Origin of the sequence: Streptomyces albiaxialis, from assembly GCF_039530985.1 — a bacterium.
GTDB classification, from domain to species: domain Bacteria; phylum Actinomycetota; class Actinomycetes; order Streptomycetales; family Streptomycetaceae; genus Streptomyces; species Streptomyces albiaxialis.
Genome location: NZ_BAAAPE010000007.1, coordinates 332,354 through 349,461, shown reverse-complemented (window position 1 = coordinate 349,461; position 17,108 = coordinate 332,354). Strand labels below are relative to the sequence as shown.

The 17,108-nt window shown below is 74.0% G+C and carries 17 protein-coding genes; 12 read left to right on the top strand and 5 right to left on the bottom strand.

The annotated features are described in order from the left end of the window. The first annotated feature begins 166 nt into the window (after positions 1 to 166). The 8 genes from ABD343_RS12535 (at position 167) to ABD343_RS12500 (ending at position 8,122) form a co-directional block, all read left to right on the top strand. Entirely contained in the window at positions 167 to 361 is a 195-nt protein-coding gene (locus ABD343_RS12535; RefSeq protein WP_344527241.1) for a hypothetical protein, read from the top strand. Positions 362 to 386: 25 nt separating this feature from the next. Further along, a complete protein-coding gene (mshB, locus tag ABD343_RS12530; RefSeq protein WP_344527239.1) occupies positions 387 to 1,313 on the top strand; it encodes an N-acetyl-1-D-myo-inositol-2-amino-2-deoxy-alpha-D-glucopyranoside deacetylase in 927 nt (308 codons plus the stop codon). Positions 1,314 to 1,315: 2 nt separating this feature from the next. Beyond that, the gene (locus ABD343_RS12525; protein WP_344527237.1) at positions 1,316 to 1,909 is read left to right on the top strand and encodes a DUF6113 family protein; all 594 of its coding nucleotides are present in this window, start codon (positions 1,316 to 1,318) and stop codon (positions 1,907 to 1,909) included. A gap of 128 nt (positions 1,910 to 2,037) precedes the next feature. Further along, positions 2,038 to 4,383: a hypothetical protein gene (locus ABD343_RS12520; RefSeq protein ID WP_344527235.1), complete on the top strand. Its 2,346-nt coding sequence runs from the start codon at positions 2,038 to 2,040 to the stop codon at positions 4,381 to 4,383. Between the two features lie 157 nt (positions 4,384 to 4,540). Then, entirely contained in the window at positions 4,541 to 5,524 is a 984-nt protein-coding gene (locus tag ABD343_RS12515) for an ABC transporter ATP-binding protein (RefSeq protein ID WP_344527233.1), read from the top strand. Further along, positions 5,521 to 6,258 (top strand): ABC transporter permease, encoded by a 738-nt coding sequence (locus ABD343_RS12510; RefSeq protein WP_344527231.1) that lies wholly within the window; start codon positions 5,521 to 5,523, stop codon positions 6,256 to 6,258. The genes ABD343_RS12515 and ABD343_RS12510 overlap by 4 nt, the downstream gene beginning before the upstream one ends. A 4-nt stretch (positions 6,259 to 6,262) precedes the next feature. After that, the gene (locus tag ABD343_RS12505) at positions 6,263 to 7,507 is read left to right on the top strand and encodes a sensor histidine kinase (RefSeq protein WP_344527229.1); all 1,245 of its coding nucleotides are present in this window, start codon (positions 6,263 to 6,265) and stop codon (positions 7,505 to 7,507) included. A 42-nt stretch (positions 7,508 to 7,549) separates the two neighbouring features. Continuing rightward, positions 7,550 to 8,122, top strand: a complete 573-nt coding sequence (locus ABD343_RS12500; protein ID WP_344528533.1) for a response regulator transcription factor — start codon at positions 7,550 to 7,552, stop codon at positions 8,120 to 8,122. A 448-nt stretch (positions 8,123 to 8,570) separates the two neighbouring features. Here ABD343_RS12500 and ABD343_RS12495 read toward each other — a convergent pair whose 3' ends face one another. Both ABD343_RS12495 and ABD343_RS12490 read right to left on the bottom strand, forming a co-directional pair. Further along, positions 8,571 to 9,473: a transglutaminase-like and tetratricopeptide repeat-containing protein gene (locus ABD343_RS12495; RefSeq protein WP_344527227.1), complete on the bottom strand. Its 903-nt coding sequence runs from the start codon at positions 9,471 to 9,473 to the stop codon at positions 8,571 to 8,573. A 3-nt stretch (positions 9,474 to 9,476) separates the two neighbouring features. Further along, positions 9,477 to 10,514 carry a GNAT family N-acetyltransferase gene (locus tag ABD343_RS12490; RefSeq protein WP_344527225.1) on the bottom strand — a complete coding sequence of 346 codons (1,038 nt, stop codon included), beginning with the start codon at positions 10,512 to 10,514 and terminating at the stop codon, positions 9,477 to 9,479. 150 nt (positions 10,515 to 10,664) lie between these two features. On the opposite strand from ABD343_RS12490, the gene fdxA reads away from it, so the two are divergent. Both fdxA and dapC read left to right on the top strand, forming a co-directional pair. After that, positions 10,665 to 10,991, top strand: coding sequence for a ferredoxin (gene fdxA / locus ABD343_RS12485; RefSeq protein ID WP_165299419.1), 327 nt, complete (start codon positions 10,665 to 10,667; stop codon positions 10,989 to 10,991). A gap of 112 nt (positions 10,992 to 11,103) precedes the next feature. Beyond that, positions 11,104 to 12,201 (top strand): succinyldiaminopimelate transaminase, encoded by a 1,098-nt coding sequence (dapC, locus tag ABD343_RS12480; protein ID WP_344527220.1) that lies wholly within the window; start codon positions 11,104 to 11,106, stop codon positions 12,199 to 12,201. A 108-nt stretch (positions 12,202 to 12,309) separates the two neighbouring features. Here dapC and ABD343_RS12475 read toward each other — a convergent pair whose 3' ends face one another. Both ABD343_RS12475 and ABD343_RS12470 read right to left on the bottom strand, forming a co-directional pair. Then, the gene (locus tag ABD343_RS12475) at positions 12,310 to 12,705 is read right to left on the bottom strand and encodes an ATP-binding protein (RefSeq protein WP_344527218.1); all 396 of its coding nucleotides are present in this window, start codon (positions 12,703 to 12,705) and stop codon (positions 12,310 to 12,312) included. Between the two features lie 337 nt (positions 12,706 to 13,042). After that, positions 13,043 to 14,131 carry a VldE C-terminal domain-containing protein gene (locus tag ABD343_RS12470; protein ID WP_425578163.1) on the bottom strand — a complete coding sequence of 363 codons (1,089 nt, stop codon included), beginning with the start codon at positions 14,129 to 14,131 and terminating at the stop codon, positions 13,043 to 13,045. Between the two features lie 89 nt (positions 14,132 to 14,220). Between ABD343_RS12470 and dapE the strand changes: the two genes are divergently transcribed. After that, on the top strand, positions 14,221 to 15,300 hold the full coding sequence (dapE, locus tag ABD343_RS12465; RefSeq protein WP_344527214.1) for a succinyl-diaminopimelate desuccinylase: 1,080 nt from the start codon (positions 14,221 to 14,223) through the stop codon (positions 15,298 to 15,300). A gap of 90 nt (positions 15,301 to 15,390) precedes the next feature. Then, positions 15,391 to 16,191 carry an LOG family protein gene (locus tag ABD343_RS12460; protein WP_344527212.1) on the top strand — a complete coding sequence of 267 codons (801 nt, stop codon included), beginning with the start codon at positions 15,391 to 15,393 and terminating at the stop codon, positions 16,189 to 16,191. Positions 16,192 to 16,215: 24 nt separating this feature from the next. On the opposite strand, the gene folP is transcribed toward ABD343_RS12460, so the two are convergent. Then, a complete protein-coding gene (gene folP, locus ABD343_RS12455) occupies positions 16,216 to 17,085 on the bottom strand; it encodes a dihydropteroate synthase (protein ID WP_344527210.1) in 870 nt (289 codons plus the stop codon). Between the last annotated feature and the right edge of the window lie 23 nt (positions 17,086 to 17,108).

The following is a 17,108-nucleotide window of genomic DNA, read 5'->3' as shown; positions in this document are numbered from 1 at the left end:
ACCTGTGCACCGACCCGTGCGGTCGCGCGGATAATTATGATCCGTTGCGCATGGTGGGTGCTGGGTATGAAGCCGGTGGCTCCTCCATGCCGGATGTGGAGCTGCCCGCTGTCCGCTAGACCGAATCGATCCCGTACCGACCGCGCGTACTTGGAGGTGAACCGCCGTGGCACTCTCGATTTCGGCGGTGGTGCTGCTGGCTGTCATCGTCTTCCTGCTCGTGAAGAAATCCGGGCTGAAGGGCGGACACGCGGTGGTCTGCATCCTGTTGGGCTTCTACCTGGCCAGTTCGTCGATCGCGCCGACCATCAATGAGCTGACCACCAACGTCGCGGGCATGATCGGCGACATCAAGTTCTGAGCACCCTCGTCGTAGGCTCAGGGGCATGAGTACCGCGTCCGCCCCTGAGCGCCTTTCGCGTGCGCGCCGCCTGCTCCTGGTGCACGCGCACCCGGACGACGAGTCGATCACCACCGGCGCCACCATGGCCAAGTACGCGGCCGAGGGCGCCCACGTCACCCTCGTCACCTGCACCCTCGGTGAGGAGGGCGAGGTGATCCCGGCCCGCCTCGCGCACCTCGCGCCCGACAGGGACGACGCGCTCGGGCCGTACCGCGCGGGCGAACTGGCCGCCGCCATGCGCGAGCTGGGCGTCACCGACCACCGCTTCCTCGGCGGCCAGGGCCGCTACCGCGACTCCGGCATGTGGGGCGCCCCGCAGAACGAGCGTCCGGGCTGCTTCTGGCAGGCCCCCCTGGACGAGGCCGCGGGGCACCTCGCCGAGGTGATCGCCGAGGTGCGCCCCCAGGTCGTGGTCACGTACGACCCCAACGGGGGTTACGGCCATCCGGACCACATCCAGGCCCACCGCGTCGCCACCCGCGCCGTCGAGATCGCCGCCGACCGCCACCAGGTGGCCCGCGTCTACTGGAACCGTGCGCCCCGCCCCGTCGTCGAGGAGGGCTTCGCCCGGCTGCGCACCGCCGCCGAGGGAGGGGACGTCTTCCCCTTTCCGGGCTTCCCGGGCGAAACGGGCCTGGCCCACCCGGAGGACGTGCCGGGCCTCGTCCCGGACATGACGGCCGTCGACGTCACGGTCGACGCGAGTGCCTACGCGAAGGCCAAGGCGTCCGCCATGGCGGCGCACGAGACGCAGGTCTCTGTACGCTCCACCGCGCGGGGCGACTTCTTCGCCCTGTCGAACGGACTCGGGCAGCCTCTGCTCGGGACGGAGTACTTCCAGCTCGCGGAGCGGCACGACGGTCGGGGCCCGGTGAAGGGCGACGACCTCTTCGCGGGCCTGGAGGAGTGAGGATGGGCGCGGTGAGCGAACAGGCGGGCCAGAAGGCCGGGAAGAAGAAGGGGACGGCAGGCTCCGGCGGTACGGGCGGCGGTACGGGCGGTGGGCCCCGGCGGGGACCCGCGCCGCGCGCGGCGGCCGGGACCGCGGCGAAGTCGCCGAAGGCGGCCGGTTCCGCCGCGGGTGGCTCCGCGACGGGCGGCTCCGCGACGGGCGGGGGCGAGGGCTGGGGCGCCTGGCCCGTGGCGCTCGGGCCGCGCGTGCTGGTCTACGTGGCGCTGGCGGTGCTCGGCGTGCTGACCGGTGCCGCGGGCACGCTCGTCCAGTCGGCCTGGGCACCTGCGGGGCTGCTGCTCGCGCTCGCGGGGGCGGTCGGGCTCTTCTGGGGCGGCGCGAAGCTGTGCCGTACGAAGGTCGGGGCGGCGGCCCCCGGCGGCGGCTGGGCGATCGCGGTGCTGCTGATGACCGCCTCGCGCCCGGAGGGCGACTTCCTGTTCGCCGCCGGAATCGGGTCCTATGTCTATCTGTTCGGCGGGATCCTCGCGGCTGTGATGTGTACCACGATCGCGCTCCCCGCGCCGCCCGTGCCAGCGAACAAATACCGCTGAGAGGGCTGTTGCCGGGCCGTTTCAGTGGTCCCGGGGCCCGTATCGTGCGCCCCAAGTATTGTGGTGCGCGCCGGCGAGCCGCCTTCGGGCAATCATGAAGACGGCGAATCCATCCGGGAGTACCTGTTTTGAGTCGTGAAACTGACAGTTCGTCCTCCGGCCCCAACGGGCGCGGCGGTTCGTCGTACCCGCCGGGGACCGAGACCGGCGAGCCCGGCGAGGGCGCGAAGACGGGCGAACCGAAGACCGAGACGACGCTCACCACCCGCATCCGGATCAACATCCCCGGGTCCCGGCCGATCCCGCCCGTGGTGATGCGGACGCCGGTGAGCGAGGACACCGAGAAGGGCGCCTCCGGGGCCTCCGAAGGCGCCGGGCCCGGGTCCGCCGGGGCGGCCTCCGCGCCCGCGGACACCGCCCCGGGCGGCGCGAGCAACGGCGCGCCGGTGGGCGCACCGGCTCCCGCCGACGCGGTCTCCGCCCCCGCTTCCGCCGCGGCTTCCGCTTCCGCCGCGGCTTCCGCCTCCGGCGACCAGGGCGAGGGGGCCGGTCCCTCCGGTGCGTCCGGCGGGTCCGGTGCGTCCGGTTCGTCCGGCTCGGACGGGGAGTTCACGCAGCAGACCAGTGACTGGTTCGCGCCCCGCAAAATGCCGAAGAGCAACGCTTCTTCACCGCCGCCGCCCGCGCCCTCCCCGTCCTCGGGAGGCGGCGACGGGCGTCCTGACCTTCCGTACTTCACGGACACGCGCCCGCGCGGCGACGCGGACGTGTCGGGCGACACGGGCGAAACGGAGCTGCCGGACGGACCGCCCGACGCGGGACCGGCCACCGGCCCCACCCCCGCCTTCCCCGGGCCCGACGGCCACCCGGAGACCCCGGCTGAGGGCCTGCCGCTGCTCGACCCCTCGCTGGGGCGCGCCGGCGGAGCCCCCGGCGGCCCCGACGGCCCGACGACCGGCCCCGCCACGGGCGAGATGCCGGTGCCCGGCATGCCCGGCACCCCGCCCGCCGCCGGCGCCCCGCCCGGAACTCCGCCCGGCGCCCGGCCCGGTCCGGGCGCGCCCGGTGAGCCGCCCGCCAGTTCCACGCTGGGGCTCGGCACGGGCCCCGCGCCCTTCGCACCGGACGGCGCGGGCACCGCGCTCTACGGGGACATGACCGGCGACGATCAGCACCTCGCGGGCGACCCGGTCGTCAGCGGCATGCCCCAGGGCAGCCCCGCGGGCCCCGACGGCGGCCCGACCGGCCCCGGCGGTCCCGCCGGTCCCGGCCCCGGTGGTCCCGGCGTACCCGGCGCTCCCGGCGCTCCCGGACTCGGAGGTCCCGCCGGTGCGGGCCCCGTCGCGCCGGGCCCGGTCGGCCCCGGCGGTCCCGGCCCTGGCGGCCCCGGTGGCCCTGGCGGTCCCGGCGGGCCCGTCGTGCCGCCGCCGCCCGGTCCTGTGCAGACCGCGCCCGCGCCGGGCGCGGCCGCTCCCGCGCCCCCGCCCGCCGCGAAGAAGGGCAAGGGCGGCGGCCGTAACAAGCTGGTGCTCGCGGGGGTCGCGGTCGTCGGCGTGGTCGGTGTCGCGTACGGCGCCGGGCTGCTGCTCGACCACGCGGACGTGCCCAAGGGCACCACCGTGCTCGGCGTGGACATCGGCGGCATGACCAAGCACGAGGCGGTCAACAAGCTGGACGAGGCCATGGACGGCCGGACGAACGCGCCGCTCAAGGTCGACGCGGGCGGCCGGCAGACCTCGCTCAAGCCGAGCGTGGCCGGGCTGACCCTCGACACCGAGGCCACCGTCCGCGACGCCGCGGGCCGGGACTACAACCCGGTGTCCGTCATCGGCTCCCTCTTCGGCGGCGAGCGCGAGGCCGAGCCGGCGATCAAGGTGGACGACGAGAAGATGGAGTCCGCCCTCGGCCGGGTCGCGATGACGACGGGCGGCGGTTCGGGCGGCGGCGCCACGGACGGCATGGTCAAGTTCGTGAACGGCAAGGCCGTCGCGGTCAAGGGCAAGCCGCACAAGGGCATCGACACCGCGAAGTCCTCCGAGGCGCTGGAGCAGGCGTACCGGGACCGGGCCGCCTCCGGCAAGAACAGCACCGTGAAGCTGCCGGTCGGCACGCAGCAGCCGACGATAGGCGAGAAGGAGCTGAACGAGGCGGTCAACGGCTTCGGCAAGACCGCCATGTCGGGCTGGGTCTGGCTGAAGGCGGGCGACGTGAAGGTCCCGTTCAGCGAGAAGACCATCGGCAAGTTCCTGACCATGCGGGCGGGCGGCGGGAAGCTCCAGCCGGTCGTCGACCCGAAGGCGCTGAAGGCGACCTACGGCACGGCGTTCGACAACGTCGTGATCGAGGGCGGCACGGGCAACGTCAAGATGACGCCCCAGCACGCCGCCGCGGCGATGGTCCAGGCGCTGAAGAAGAAGGCCCCGCCGAAGCCCGCCGAGCGGCTGGCGGTCGTTCCGGGGGCCAAGAGCCAGTAGCCGGCCGCAGGGCACCGGCATGGGTGGGGGCGTACCGCGCGGTACGCCCCACCCATGTCCGTGCCCGTGCCCATGTCCCCACCCATGACATCTGTCAGGCCGGAGTCAGGACGCGATGCTCTGCCGCCGGACGGCCCGGCGCGGCGAGGCTCTTCCCATGACACGCACAACCACTCCGGCTCCGCCCGCGGTCGAGTTCGCCGACGCGAGCAAGACGTACGGCGAGGTCCGGGCCCTGACCGGGCTCACCGTCAGCATCGGCCCGGGCGAGACCGTCGCCCTGCTCGGCCCCAACGGCGCGGGCAAGTCCACCACGCTCGACCTGCTGCTCGGGCTCCGCAACCCTGACCCCGGCGGCTCCGTCCGGCTCTTCGGCGGCACCCCGCGCAAGGCCGTCACGGACGGCCGCGTCGGCGCGATGCTCCAGTCCGGCGGGCTGATGGAGGGGGTCAAGGTCCACGAACTGGTCGCCCTCGCCTGCGATCTGCACCCGCGCGCCCACGACGTGGACCGGGTGCTGGCGGGCGCCGGGATCAGCGACATCGCCGACCGCCTGGTCGACAAGCTCTCCGGCGGCCAGGAGCAGCGCGTCCGCTTCGCGCTCGCGACGGCCGGGGCGAACGACCTGATCGTCCTCGACGAGCCCACCACCGGCATGGACGTCTCCTCGCGGCAGGCGTTCTGGGCGTCGATGCGCGCCGAGGCGGCGCGCGGCCGCACCGTGCTGTTCGCCACCCACTACCTGGAGGAGGCCGACGAGGTCGCCGACCGCGTGCTCGTCCTGCACCGGGGGCGGCTGCTCGCGGACGGCTCGGCCGCCGAGATCAAGGCCCGCGCGGGCGTACGCCGTATCAGCTTCGCGCTGCCGGACCTCACGTCCGCGACCGTGGGCACGCTGCGCGGGCTGCCGGGCGTGACCGAGGCGACGGCGTCCGGGACGACCGTACGGCTGCGCTCCGCCGACGCCGACGCCACCGTGCACGCGCTGTACGGCCTCGGGCTCTACCCGCGCGGTCTGGAGGTCACCGGGCTCGGCCTTGAACAGGCGTTCCTCACCCTCACCCAGCAGGCCGAGACGCGGGACGCGGAGGACGCACGGGACGGAAAGGACGCACGGGAAGCGCGGGAGGCGGCGGCATGAGGACCCTGGTCAAGCTGGAGATCGTGAAGTCGCTGCGCAACCGGAAGTTCATGTTCTTCTCGGTCGTCTACCCGCCCGTGCTCTACCTCCTGATCGCCGGGCGCGCGGACGACAGCCCGATGCCGGGCATGAAGATCGACATGGCGCTGTACTACATGGTCGCGATGGCCGCGTTCGGCGCCATGACCGCCGTGCTGATGGGCAACAGCGAACGCATCGCCAAGGAGCGCGAGCAGGGCTGGGTGCGCCAGTTGCGGCTGACGGCGCTGCCGGGGCGCGGCTACGTCACCGCCAAGATCGCCGCCGCGGCCACCGTGAGCCTCCCCTCGATCGTGCTCGTGCTGCTCACCGGGGCCGCCGTCAAGGGCGTACGGCTCGACGCGTGGCAGTGGGCGGCCCTCGCGCTTAGCTCATGGGCGGGGAGCTTCGTGTTCGCGGCGCTCGGCGTGGCGATCGGTTACCTTGCGACGGGCGACGCCGTACGGCCGATCACGATGTTCGTCTACTTCGGGCTCGCGTTCCTCGGCGGCCTGTGGCTGCCGTCCTCCAGCCTGCCCGGCTGGGTGCAGGACATCGGCGCGTGGCTGCCGACCAAGGCGTACACGGGACTCGGCCAGGCCGTCGAGGCCGGAGAGGCGCCGCATCTGCGGGACGCCGTCCTGCTCGCCGCCTACCTCGTGGTCTTCGCCACGGCGGCGGCGTGGTTCTACCGGAAGGACACCCGGAAGGCATGAGGGGATGAGCAGCGAGGGGACGGGCCGCACGGAGAGGGCGGCGGCCGACTCCCGGATCCTGCCCGCGATCGGGGTCCTCCCCGCGACCCGCAGGCAGCGGGTGCGGAAGATGGTGTGGATCGCGGTGTGGATGGTCTTCCTCGGCGGGCCCGTACAGGACCTGACGAGCGGCGGCCACTCCGCCGCGGTGACCGCCGCCGCGGCCACGGCGTTCGCGCTCTTCGGCGCGGTGTACGTCGTGCTGATCTTCCGCCACACCACCTTTCCGCTGCCCGCCGGGGCCGTGCGGGCCATGGTCGGGGTGATGTTCGGGCTCGCCTGCGTGCTGTCGGCGACCATGGGCGACGTCTGGATCGTCCTGTTCGTCTACGTCACGGTCGCCGCGGGCGCCGTGCTGCCCGAGCGGGCCGCGACCGGGACTGTCGCCGCGCTCGTGCTGGCCATCGCGGTCATCGGCACCGACTTCGGACGGCACCTGGAGAGCGACGTCTGGGTCTCCTTCGTCATCCCCGCCGCGCTGGCCGGAACGGCGATGATCTCCGCGCGCAAGACCGCGCGGGCCATGCGCGAGCTGCGCGCGGCGCGGGCCACGGTCGCCCAGCTCGCGGCGAACGAGGAGCGGCTGCGGCTCGCCCGCGACCTGCACGACCTCCTCGGCCACTCGCTCTCCCTCATCACGCTCAAGAGCGAGCTGGCCGGACGGATGCTCCCCGGGCGGCCCGAGCAGGCGGCGGCCCAGGTCGCCGACATCGAACGCGTCAGCAGGCAGGCCCTCGTGGACGTGCGCGAGGCCGTCGGCGGCTACCGCCGCCCCACCCTCGCCGCCGAGCTGGCGGGCGCCCGTACGGCGCTCATGGCGGCCGGGATCGCCGCCGACGTGCCGCAGCCGGGGGAGGACGGGCAGGACGGGCACGGAGGGCTCGACGGGACGGTCGCGGGCGTACGCCTCGATCCCGAACCGGAGGCCGCCCTCGCCTGGGCGCTGCGCGAGGCCGTCACCAACGTCGTCCGGCACAGCGACGCGTCCCGCTGCGCCGTCGTCCTCACGCTCCAGGCGGACGCCACGGCCTGCCTCACCGTCACGGACAACGGAGCCGGTCCCTCCGACTCCGCCGAGGGCAACGGGCTGACGGGACTCAGGGAGCGCCTCGCCCTCGTCGAGGGCGTGCTGGAGACCGCCCCCGGCGTACGGGGAGGCTTCACGCTCCGCGCGACGGTGCCCGTACGGGCCGAGGCGCCCGCTCAGTAGCCTGGGCCCGTGATCAGACTGCTGCTGGCCGAGGACCAGGCCATGGTCCGCGAGGCGCTCGCCGCGCTGCTCGGCCTCGAACCCGACCTGGAGGTCGTCGCCCAGGTGGGCCGGGGCGACGAGGTGGCCGCCGCCGTCGACGCGCACGCGCCCGACGTGGCGCTCCTCGACATCGAGATGCCGGGCGCCTCGGGGCTCGACGTGGGCGCCGCGCTCCGCGTGAGCCACCCGGCGCTCAAGGTCGTCATCCTCACGACGTTCGGGCGCCCCGGCTATCTGCGCCGGGCCATGGAGTCCGGCGCCGACGCGTTCCTGGTCAAGGACGCGCCCGCGGCCGAACTCGCCGCCGCCGTGCGCCGGGTGCTCGCCGGTGAGCGCGTCATCGACCCCGCCCTCGCCGCCGCCGCGCTCGCGGAGGGCGCGAGTCCGCTGACCGCTCGGGAGCGGGACGTCTTGAGTGCGGCGGGCGGCGGTAAGAGCAACGCGGAGATCGCCGCCGCGCTCCACCTCTCGCATGGGACCGTGCGCAACTATCTCTCTACGGCGATCCAGAAAACGGGCGCCCGAAACCGCGCCGAAGCCGCCCAAACAGCCCGCAACAAAGGCTGGCTCTGACCCCACTTCTCCCTCACCCCACTGTGCTTGGGCCCGCGCCGATGGGGGGCGGGCCCCACTTCTCCCGTCTGTGCTTGGGAGGTCTGCGCCCCTGCCGGAGGAAGCCCTTGCTTCTCCCTCCCGCTGTGCTCGGGAGGTCTGCCACTGGGGGTACCCCCTGCTCGAAGAGCTTGGGGGAGCAGGGCTGGCAAGCGCAGCCCCCTGGCCGGGTGCTCCGGTGATTGGGCCGGGTTCGGGGTGCCCCGGGCTGTGCTTCGCGGAGCGCGCCCGCGTCGTGGCTTGTCGCGCAGTTCCCCGCGCCCCTTAAGGGGCAAGCCCCGTGGTGTCGTGACCCGGTCGGGCCCGCGCGGCGGAGCCGCAAATTGAACACAGGCCCGCGCCCCTGAAGGCGCAAGCCCCCTTGGCCCGTGCTGGGCACGGGGGTTGCGGGGGCAAGCGTGGACAGGGGCTAGTTGAGGCGGGCTCTTGCGGCGCGAGCCGCTCTGCGCATGTGATCCGCCGCATTCGGCTCCATCGCGGCGACCACGTCCGCGTACTCCTCCATCTCCCGCGCCCCTCGCGCGAACTCGCCGCGTTCCACCAGGAGTTCCGCCCGCTCGTAGCGGAGCCGGGCCGGGTGGTGGGGGAGGAGCAGGGACAGCTCGACGGCCCAGAGCTGCACCGCGGACTGCTCGGGGCGGGCGCCCGCCCAGGCGCGGACGTTGTTGAGGATCCGCAGCACCGTCTCCAGCGGCCCCGCCGGCTGCAGCATCGCCGCCGACAGCGGCGCGCGCCCGCCGGTCGCGCCCGCCACCAGCAGGTCCAGGTCGCCCTCCCCTAGCGCGCGCCCGCCCCCGAAGGGGTCGGCGAGGACGTGGTCGCCGGTGGGGTCGCCGAAGCCGACGACGAAGTGCCCGGGCAGCGCCACCCCGTACACCGGCGCGCCCGCCCGCCGCGCGACCTCGATCCACACCACCGACAGCAGGATCGGCAGCCCGCGCCGCCGCCGCAGCACGGCGTGCAGCAGGGACGACTCCAGCCGCCGGTAGTCGCCGGGCGCGCCCCGGAAGCCGTGCTCCTCGCCGAGCAGCCGCTCCAGTGCGGCCGCCCACTGCGCGGGCGTACGGGACGGCACGTACGGCAGCAGTCCGGCCAGCCGGTCGAGTTCGATCTGGGCCGCGTCGATGCCCGCCTCGCCGGACATCCCGCCCTGCACCTCGCCGGTGCCGTCCCCGCCGACGCCGGCGCCCGTGCCCGGCGCGGGCGCGTGCGCGGCGGCCTCGACGCCGATCAGCAGGCACAGCAGCGCCAGGTCCGGCCGCTCCTCGCGGGCCTCCTCGGCGAAACGGCGCCTGTTCTCCTCACTGTCCATGCCTCAGTCCCGCGGGGCACGCAGATAGAAGTACGTGTGGTGGTCGGCGAAACCGAGCCGGTCGTAGAGCGCGCGTGCCGCCGCGTTACCGGTCTCCACCTGGAGGTACGCCGCCGAGGCGCCCTCGTGCAGCGCGCGGCGCGCCAGCTCGGCCATCACCGCGACGGCCAGCCCCTCGCGGCGCCGCTCCGGCGCGACCTCGACGGCCGCGAAGCCCGCCCAGCGGCCGTCCACCACGCACCGCCCGATCGCCGCGGGGCCGGAGCCCTCCTCCCGCCCGGGCACGGTCGCGAACCATACGGACGGGCCGCCGGTCAGCACCTTGCGCGCGGCGTCCGTGACGCCGTCGCCCGCGCGGTTGTAGAGCGCGAACCAGGAGTCGCCCGGCTCGCGGGACAGCTCCACGCGCCCGTCCGGCTCCCGGTCGGCGAGCGGCGCGAGGGCACCGACCCGCATCAGGGCGTGCCGTTCGGCGGTCCAGCCGCGCTCGTCCAACTCCCGTGCCAGCGGCGCGTCGTCCTCGGCCGTGACCTGGAAGCGCGCGTCCAGCCCGCGCGCGCCGTACCAGCGCGCCACGCGCTCCAGCGCCGCGTCCAGCTCGGGCCCCGGCCCGGGCCCCGGCTCAGACCCCGCCTTCGGCCCCGGATCGCCCAGCGGCAGCACGGAGTTCGCGCGCGCGGTGAAGCCGCCGGAGGCGCGCAGCGTCCACGCGCCGAGCTGCTCGGACTCCAGGCAGGGCCAGCCGCGCGCCGCCGTGGTGACCAGCTCGCGCACGCTCGCCACGGGTATCCCGCGGCGCCGCGCGGGCGTGGGCGGCACGACCTTGCCCGCGACCATCGAGGCCTCCTCGATCCGTACGTGCGTACCGTCCTTGCGCGTGACGGTCAGCACGCCGTCCGTCCACGATGTGAGAACTCCGACCGTGTCGGTGAACCGCCCGAGCCGTTCCCGAGCGTTCGTCGATGACCGTACCGAGACGCGTTTTCCCACGTCGGAAGAGGTGATGCGGACTTCAAGGCGTCCGCCCGTGGTGAATTCCACAGCTCTATCCGCCCCTCCTGTTCGTCTTGTGCCCGGGAACGGAGATACTAGGTGTGGGCATCGGCCGCCGTCCGAACGAAGCAGCGCTCCCGCGCGCCCGCGGCGGAGCCGGACACCGGCCCGCCAGCCCTATCGAGGAGGAACGACAGCGTGACTTACGTCATCGCGGAGCCTTGTGTCGACCTGAAGGACAAGGCCTGCATCGAGGAGTGCCCCGTCGACTGCATCTACGAGGGCCAACGGTCCTTGTACATCCACCCGGACGAATGCGTCGACTGCGGAGCCTGCGAACCGGTCTGCCCGGTCGAGGCCATCTTCTACGAGGATGACACCCCCGACGAGTGGAAGGACTACTACAAGGCGAATGTGGAGTTCTTCGACGAGCTGGGTTCGCCCGGCGGCGCGAGCAAGCTCGGCCTGATCGAGCGGGACCACCCGCTGATCGCCGCGCTCCCGCCGCAGGAACACGACGAGTGAGCCCTGACGCCTAAGGCCTTCCCGCCTCCGTCGGCGTGAGTCCGCAGTCCCGTACGGCGCCGCCCGCGCCGTACGGGACTGCGGCGTTTCCCGCACCAGAAAGTGAGCCACCGTGCCTCCCGTCTCCGACCGGCTGCCCGTCTTCCCCTGGGACAGGCTGGAGCCGTACAAGACCACCGCCGCCGCGCACGCCGACGGCATCGTGGACCTCTCCGTCGGCACCCCCGTCGACCCGGTGCCCGAGCTGATCCAGCGCGCGCTGTCCGGCGCGAGCGACAGCCCCGGCTATCCGACCGTCTGGGGCACCGCCGCGCTCCGTGACGCGCTCACCGGCTGGTGCGAGCGCCGCCTCGGCGCGCGCGGCGTCGAGCACACCAACGTGCTGCCCGTCGTCGGCTCGAAGGAGCTGGTGGCCTGGCTGCCGACCCAGCTCGGGCTCGGCCCGGGGGACCGGGTGGCCTTCCCGCGGCTGGCGTACCCGACGTACGAGGTGGGCGCGCGCCTCGCGGGCGCCGAGCCCGTGGCCTACGACGAGCCGACGGAGCTGGACCCGGAAGGGCTCAGGCTGCTGTGGCTCAACTCCCCCTCGAACCCCACCGGGCGGGTGCTCGACGCGGACACGCTGCGCCGGATCGTGGCATGGGCCCGCGAGCACGGCGTGCTGGTGCTCAGCGACGAGTGCTACCTCGAACTGGGCTGGGAGGCCGACCCCGTCTCGGTGCTCCACCCGGACGTGAGCGGCGGCTCGTTCGAGGGCCTGGTGGCCGTCCACTCGCTCTCCAAGCGCTCCAATCTGGCGGGCTACCGCGCCGCGTTCGCGGCCGGTGACGCCGCGGTCCTGGGCGAGCTGCTCCAGATCCGCAAGCACGGCGGGATGATGGTGCCCGCGCCGGTGCAGGCGGCGACGGTGGCCGCGCTCGGCGACGACGCGCACGTCGAGGAGCAGCGCGCGCGGTACGCGGCACGGCGCACGGTGCTGCGCGGCGCGCTGGAGGCCGAGGGCTTCCGTATCGAGCACAGCGAGGCCTCGCTGTACCTGTGGGCGACGCGCGACGAGCCCTGCTGGGACACCGTCGGCGACCTGGCCAAGCGCGGGATCCTGGTCGCGCCGGGCGACTTCTACGGCCCGGCGGGCGACCGTTTCGTCCGGGTCGCGCTCACGGCGACGGACGAGCGGGTCGAGGCGGCGGTACGGCGCCTGCGGGCGTGAGCCCGTCCGTACGCGGAGGCGGACGTGTGAGAACGGTGTGAAAAACGGTGAGGGGCCCGGTGGATCCGGGCCCCTCACCGTCGTACTGTGCGCTCCCGCGCGGGTGGGTCAGCTACTGACCGGCAGGCCGAGGCCGCCGGTGGGCAGGCCGTCCTTGGTGGCCTGGCCGACCAGGCCGCCGCCCTCGCCCGCGGCCTCGCCCGCGAGGTTCTGGGCCGCCGGGGCGAGGGTCTTGCCCGCGCTGCCGACGGTCTTGCCCGTCGCGGGGACGGCCTTCTCGACGGTCTTGCCGCCGGTCTTGCCCGCGAGGTCGGTGGTGTCGCGCGCAGCCGTGTCCACGGTCTCGCCGGTGCCCTTGCCGTCCAGGTTCGTCAGGCCGGAGGTGGTGGGGCTCGCGGGCAGGTCGACAGCGCTCGCCGAACCGGCGGCGCCGACCACGGACGCGGCGCCGGCGGCGGCCAGCAGCGCGGTCTGGGCAATCCTGCGCGTGAGGGGGAGAGACATGGTGCTCCTTTGACGGAGAGAGTTCTTCGGCTTCTTCGGTGGTGCGGGTGGTGCGGAGGTGGTGCACAGGTGCCGGACCGGGAGTCGCCCGGTCGGACGCTGTGCCTATCGCGTGGAACCGGGCTGAGGTTGCGGCCCGCGCGGGTAAAGGATTGGTAATGCGCCGTGGGCGAGTGTGGCCGCAAACTGGGCATTCCGTGCGATGCGTTGATCAACCCGGAGCAGCGGAAGGCCACGCTTCCAGGGCAGTTCGGTTCCCCGTTCGCGTGTCCGCCCCTCGGGGGACGGCGTCATCCCGCGTCCCGCCCGCCTCGCTCGTACGGGGGACGCTCCGGCGCTATCCGCCGGAGGCGAGCCGCAGTGCGACGGCGCTGTCCCCGGAGCGTGCGCCGCCCGTCGTGCGCCAGCCGTCGCCCGCGCGGTCCGCGCTCCACACGCGGCCCTGGAACGCGATCCGTTCGATGCGCAGTCCGGTGGCGTTCGCCACCGCCCAGTGCGCCAGCTCCCAGCCCCGCCGCCGCTCGTGCGCGGGGACGGTCACGGAGGGGTGCGCGGCCCGTGCGCCCGCGCCGCCGCGCGCCGCCGCGCGGGACTCCGCGCCGCCCGCCGGTACGTCCGCCGGTACGCCCGCCGAGGTCACCGTCGGCGCCGGGTCCGCCGGGTCCGCCGGGTCCGCCGGGTCCGCCGGGTCCGCCGGTGTCGTCGGTGTCGTCGGGGTCAGCTCCTCGCCGTTCCGCCGCGCCGAGAACACGTCCTTGCCGAACTCCCGTACGAGCTGCGCCCGTACGCGCTCCGGGTCGCCCGGCGCGTTCTTGCCGTCGCCGCGCCCCGTGGTGCACGTCAGCGCCGCTGCGTTGCGCCCGGTGAGCGCGGCGGTGAGCAGCGTGGCGTCGGCCTCGTGCTTCGCGTACGCCTGCGGGAAGCCGCTGCGCTGGACGCGCTGCGCGGCGGCGGTCAGGGGCAGCCGGGAGTAGCCCGGGACCTTCACCAGGTAGTCGTAGAACTTCCCCGCCGAGTAGACCGGGTCCTGGATCTGCCGCGCGGTGCCCCAGCCCTGCGAGGGGCGTTGCTGGAAGAGGCCGACCGAATCGCGGTCCCCGTGGGTGATGTTGCGCAGCCCGGACTCCTGCATGGCGGTCGCCAGGGCTATCGTCACGGCCCGTTCGGGCAGTCCGCGGCGGGAGGCGACGGCGGCGATGGCCGCGGCGTTGGACGCGGCCTCGGCGGCGAGCGAGTAGCTCCCCCCGCCGCCGTCGGTGGCGCGCACCGTGCAGCGCCCGCCGTCCCCGAGGCCGAAGATCCCCGACACGGCCAGATAGGCCGTGAGTCCGAGCACGGCGACGCAGGCCACGGCGGCGCGGATCAGCCTGCCGCGGCCGGTCGGGAGGAGTGCGCGAACGGGTCCTGAGAGGGGCACGCGCACCAAGGTAGCCGCTGCGCGGGGGTGCCCCTCCCCGGGCCGGGGACGGGCCCGGGGGCGGGCTGCGCCACGGGCGCTGCCCGTAGGGTGGTCCCATGCCCCACAGCGCACTCGACCTGCGACAGGATCCCGCGCGGCTCACCGCGCAGCTCATCGACTTCCCGTCCGAGAGCGGCGACGAGAAGGCGCTCGCCGACGCCGTCGAGGCGGCGCTGCGCGAGCTGCCCCACCTCCGCGTCGACCGCCACGGCAACAACGTCGTGGCCCGCACCGGACTCGGCCGCGCGGAGCGCGTGATCCTCGCCGGGCACATCGACACGGTGCCGATCGCGGACAACGTGCCGTCCCGGCTCGACGAGGACGGCGTGCTGTGGGGCTGCGGCGCGAGCGACATGAAGTCCGGCGTCGCCCTCCAGCTCCACGTCGCCGCGACGGTCCCGGAGCCCAACCGCGACCTCACGTTCGTCTTCTACGACAACGAGGAGGTCGCCGCCCACCTCAACGGCCTCGGCCATGTCGCCGACGCCCACCCCGACTGGCTCGCGGGCGACTTCGCCGTGCTGCTGGAGCCGTCGTACGCACAGGTCGAGGGCGGCTGCCAGGGCACCCTGCGGGTCCTGCTGCGCACGGGCGGCGTCCGGGCGCACTCGGCGCGCGGCTGGATGGGCGAGAACGCGATCCACGCGGCGGGCCCGGTCCTGGCCCGGCTGGCCGCGTACGAGCCGCGCAGGCCCGTGATCGACGGGCTGGAGTACCACGAGGGGCTGAACGCGGTCCGTATCGAGGGCGGCGTCGCGGGCAACGTGATCCCGGACGCGTGCACCGTCACCGTCAACTACCGCTTCGCGCCCGACCGCGGTCCGGAGGAGGCGCTCGCGCACGTCCGCGAGGTCTTCGAGGGCTGCGGCGTCGAGGAGATCGTCCTGGACGACTCCTCGCCGGGCGCGCTCCCGGGCCTCTCGCACCCGGCGGCCCGCGCCTTCATCGAGGCGGTCGGCGGCGAGCCCCGGCCGAAGTACGGCTGGACGGACGTCTCGCGCTTCAGCGCCCTCGGGGTGCCCGCCGTGAACTACGGCCCGGGTGACCCGAATCTCGCGCACAAGCGGGACGAAAGGGTCGAAACGCCTCTTATCGCCGCCTGCGCGGAGCGTCTCCGTGCCTGGCTGACAGCCTGAGACCCCCGCTCCTTTGTCCGGTTTTTCGTCGGAGTCCACCTCCGCGTGCGTACCCTGAACCGGAAAGATCGCAGGCGGAGGGAGCGCTACATGACCAGCGCGGACAGCTCGGAAGGCCGGGAGAACGCGGACCGGCGGGGGCAGCGGGCGTACAAGGAGCCCGGAGAGCCCAAGGAGCAGCGCCTGGGCCCGGTGGTGCGCCGCCGTACCCAGGTCCAGCCGGGCACCACCGACCAGCGGCTGCTCGACACCGCGGGGCCCTCCGACTTCATCCACCAGGACCCGTGGCGCGTGATGCGCATCCAGTCCGAGTTCGTGGAGGGCTTCGGCGCCCTCGCCGAGCTGGGCCCGGCGGTCAGCGTCTTCGGCTCGGCCCGTACGCCGGTGGAATCCCCGGAGTACGAGAAGGGTGTCCGTATCGGGCAGGCCCTCGCGGAGGCCGGGTTCGCGGTGATCACCGGCGGCGGCCCCGGCGCGATGGAGGCCGCGAACAAGGGCGCGCTGGAGGCGGGCGGCACCTCCGTCGGCCTCGGTATCGAGCTGCCCTTCGAGCAGGGGATGAACAAGTACGTCGACATCGGCGTGAACTTCCGCTATTTCTTCGTGCGGAAGACGATGTTCGTCAAGTACGCCAGCGGCTTCGTGGTCCTGCCGGGCGGCCTCGGCACGCTGGACGAGCTGTTCGAGGCGCTGACCCTCACCCAGACGAAGAAGGTCACGCGCTTCCCGATCGTGCTGTGCGGCACGGAGTACTGGAAGGGCCTGATCGACTGGGTCCGAGACTCGGTGATCGCCACCGGCAAGGCCTCGCCCCGCGACATGGACCTCCTCCACGTCACGGACGACATGGACGAGGCGATCGACCTGGTGACGAAGGAAGCGGGCGTCTAGTCCAGGGGGATCCGCCGGACCGGGTCAGGCCAGCCCGCGCCGGGCGACGGCGGGCGGGCGGTGGCCGGCGATGGAGGAGACCATCTCCAGGACCTGACGGGTCTCGGCCACCTCGTGCACCCGGTACACCCGGGCGCCGAGCCAGGCCGAGACCGCGGTGGTCGCCAGGGTGCCGATCAGCCGCTCCTTGAGGGGCTTGTCGAGCGTCTCGCCGACGAAGTCCTTGTTCGAGAGCGAGACCAGCACCGGCCACCCCGTCTCCGTCATCCGGCCCAGCTCCCGCGTGGCCTCCAGCGAGTGCCGCGTCGACTTCCCGAAGTCGTGACCGGGATCGATCATGATGCCGTCGCGCCGTACGCCCAGTGCGGCGGCCCGCTCGGCGAGCCCGGTCGTGACGCGGAGGATGTCGGCGACGACCCCGCCCTCGTCCTCGTACGCCACCCGGTGGGGGCGCGTGCGCGGCTCGGCGCCGCCCGCGTGCGTGCACACGAGCCCCGCGCCATGGCGCGCGGCGACCTCGGCCAGCCGGGAGTCCACGCCGCCCCACGCGTCGTTCAGCAGGTCGGCGCCCGCCTCGCAGACGGCTCCGGCGACCTCGTGCCGCCAGGTGTCCACGCTGATCACGACGTCCGGCCAGCTCCGCCGGACCTCGGCGACGAAACCGACCGTGCGGCGCGCTTCCTCCTCCGCGGTGACCTCGTCGCCGGGACCGGCCTTGACGCCGCCGATGTCGATGATCGCGGCGCCCTCCGAGACCGCCTGCTCGACCCGGTCGAGCGCGGGCTCGTCCCGGAAGGTGGCGCCGCGGTCGTAGAAGGAGTCCGGCGTCCGGTTCACGATCGCCATGATCACCGGCTCGTTCTCGCCGAACTCACGCGTGCCCAGGCGCAGCATCAGCCATCCTCTCGGTCTCGGTC

Bases quoted from the DNA above. Each gene is read 5' to 3' on its own strand.
- mshB (WP_344527239.1), top strand. From the start codon at position 387: ATGAGTACCGCGTCCGCCCCTGAGCGCCTTTCGCGTGCGCGCCGCCTG.
- ABD343_RS12525 (WP_344527237.1), top strand. From the start codon at position 1,316: ATGGGCGCGGTGAGCGAACAGGCGGGCCAGAAGGCCGGGAAGAAGAAG.
- ABD343_RS12515 (WP_344527233.1), top strand. From the start codon at position 4,541: ATGACACGCACAACCACTCCGGCTCCGCCCGCGGTCGAGTTCGCCGAC.
- ABD343_RS12510 (WP_344527231.1), top strand. From the start codon at position 5,521: ATGAGGACCCTGGTCAAGCTGGAGATCGTGAAGTCGCTGCGCAACCGG.
- ABD343_RS12505 (WP_344527229.1), top strand. From the start codon at position 6,263: ATGAGCAGCGAGGGGACGGGCCGCACGGAGAGGGCGGCGGCCGACTCC.
- ABD343_RS12500 (WP_344528533.1), top strand. From the start codon at position 7,550: ATGGTCCGCGAGGCGCTCGCCGCGCTGCTCGGCCTCGAACCCGACCTG.
- ABD343_RS12495 (WP_344527227.1), bottom strand. From the start codon at position 9,473: ATGGACAGTGAGGAGAACAGGCGCCGTTTCGCCGAGGAGGCCCGCGAG.
- ABD343_RS12475 (WP_344527218.1), bottom strand. From the start codon at position 12,705: ATGTCTCTCCCCCTCACGCGCAGGATTGCCCAGACCGCGCTGCTGGCC.
- dapE (WP_344527214.1), top strand. From the start codon at position 14,221: ATGCCCCACAGCGCACTCGACCTGCGACAGGATCCCGCGCGGCTCACC.
- ABD343_RS12460 (WP_344527212.1), top strand. From the start codon at position 15,391: ATGACCAGCGCGGACAGCTCGGAAGGCCGGGAGAACGCGGACCGGCGG.
- folP (WP_344527210.1), bottom strand. From the start codon at position 17,085: ATGCTGCGCCTGGGCACGCGTGAGTTCGGCGAGAACGAGCCGGTGATC.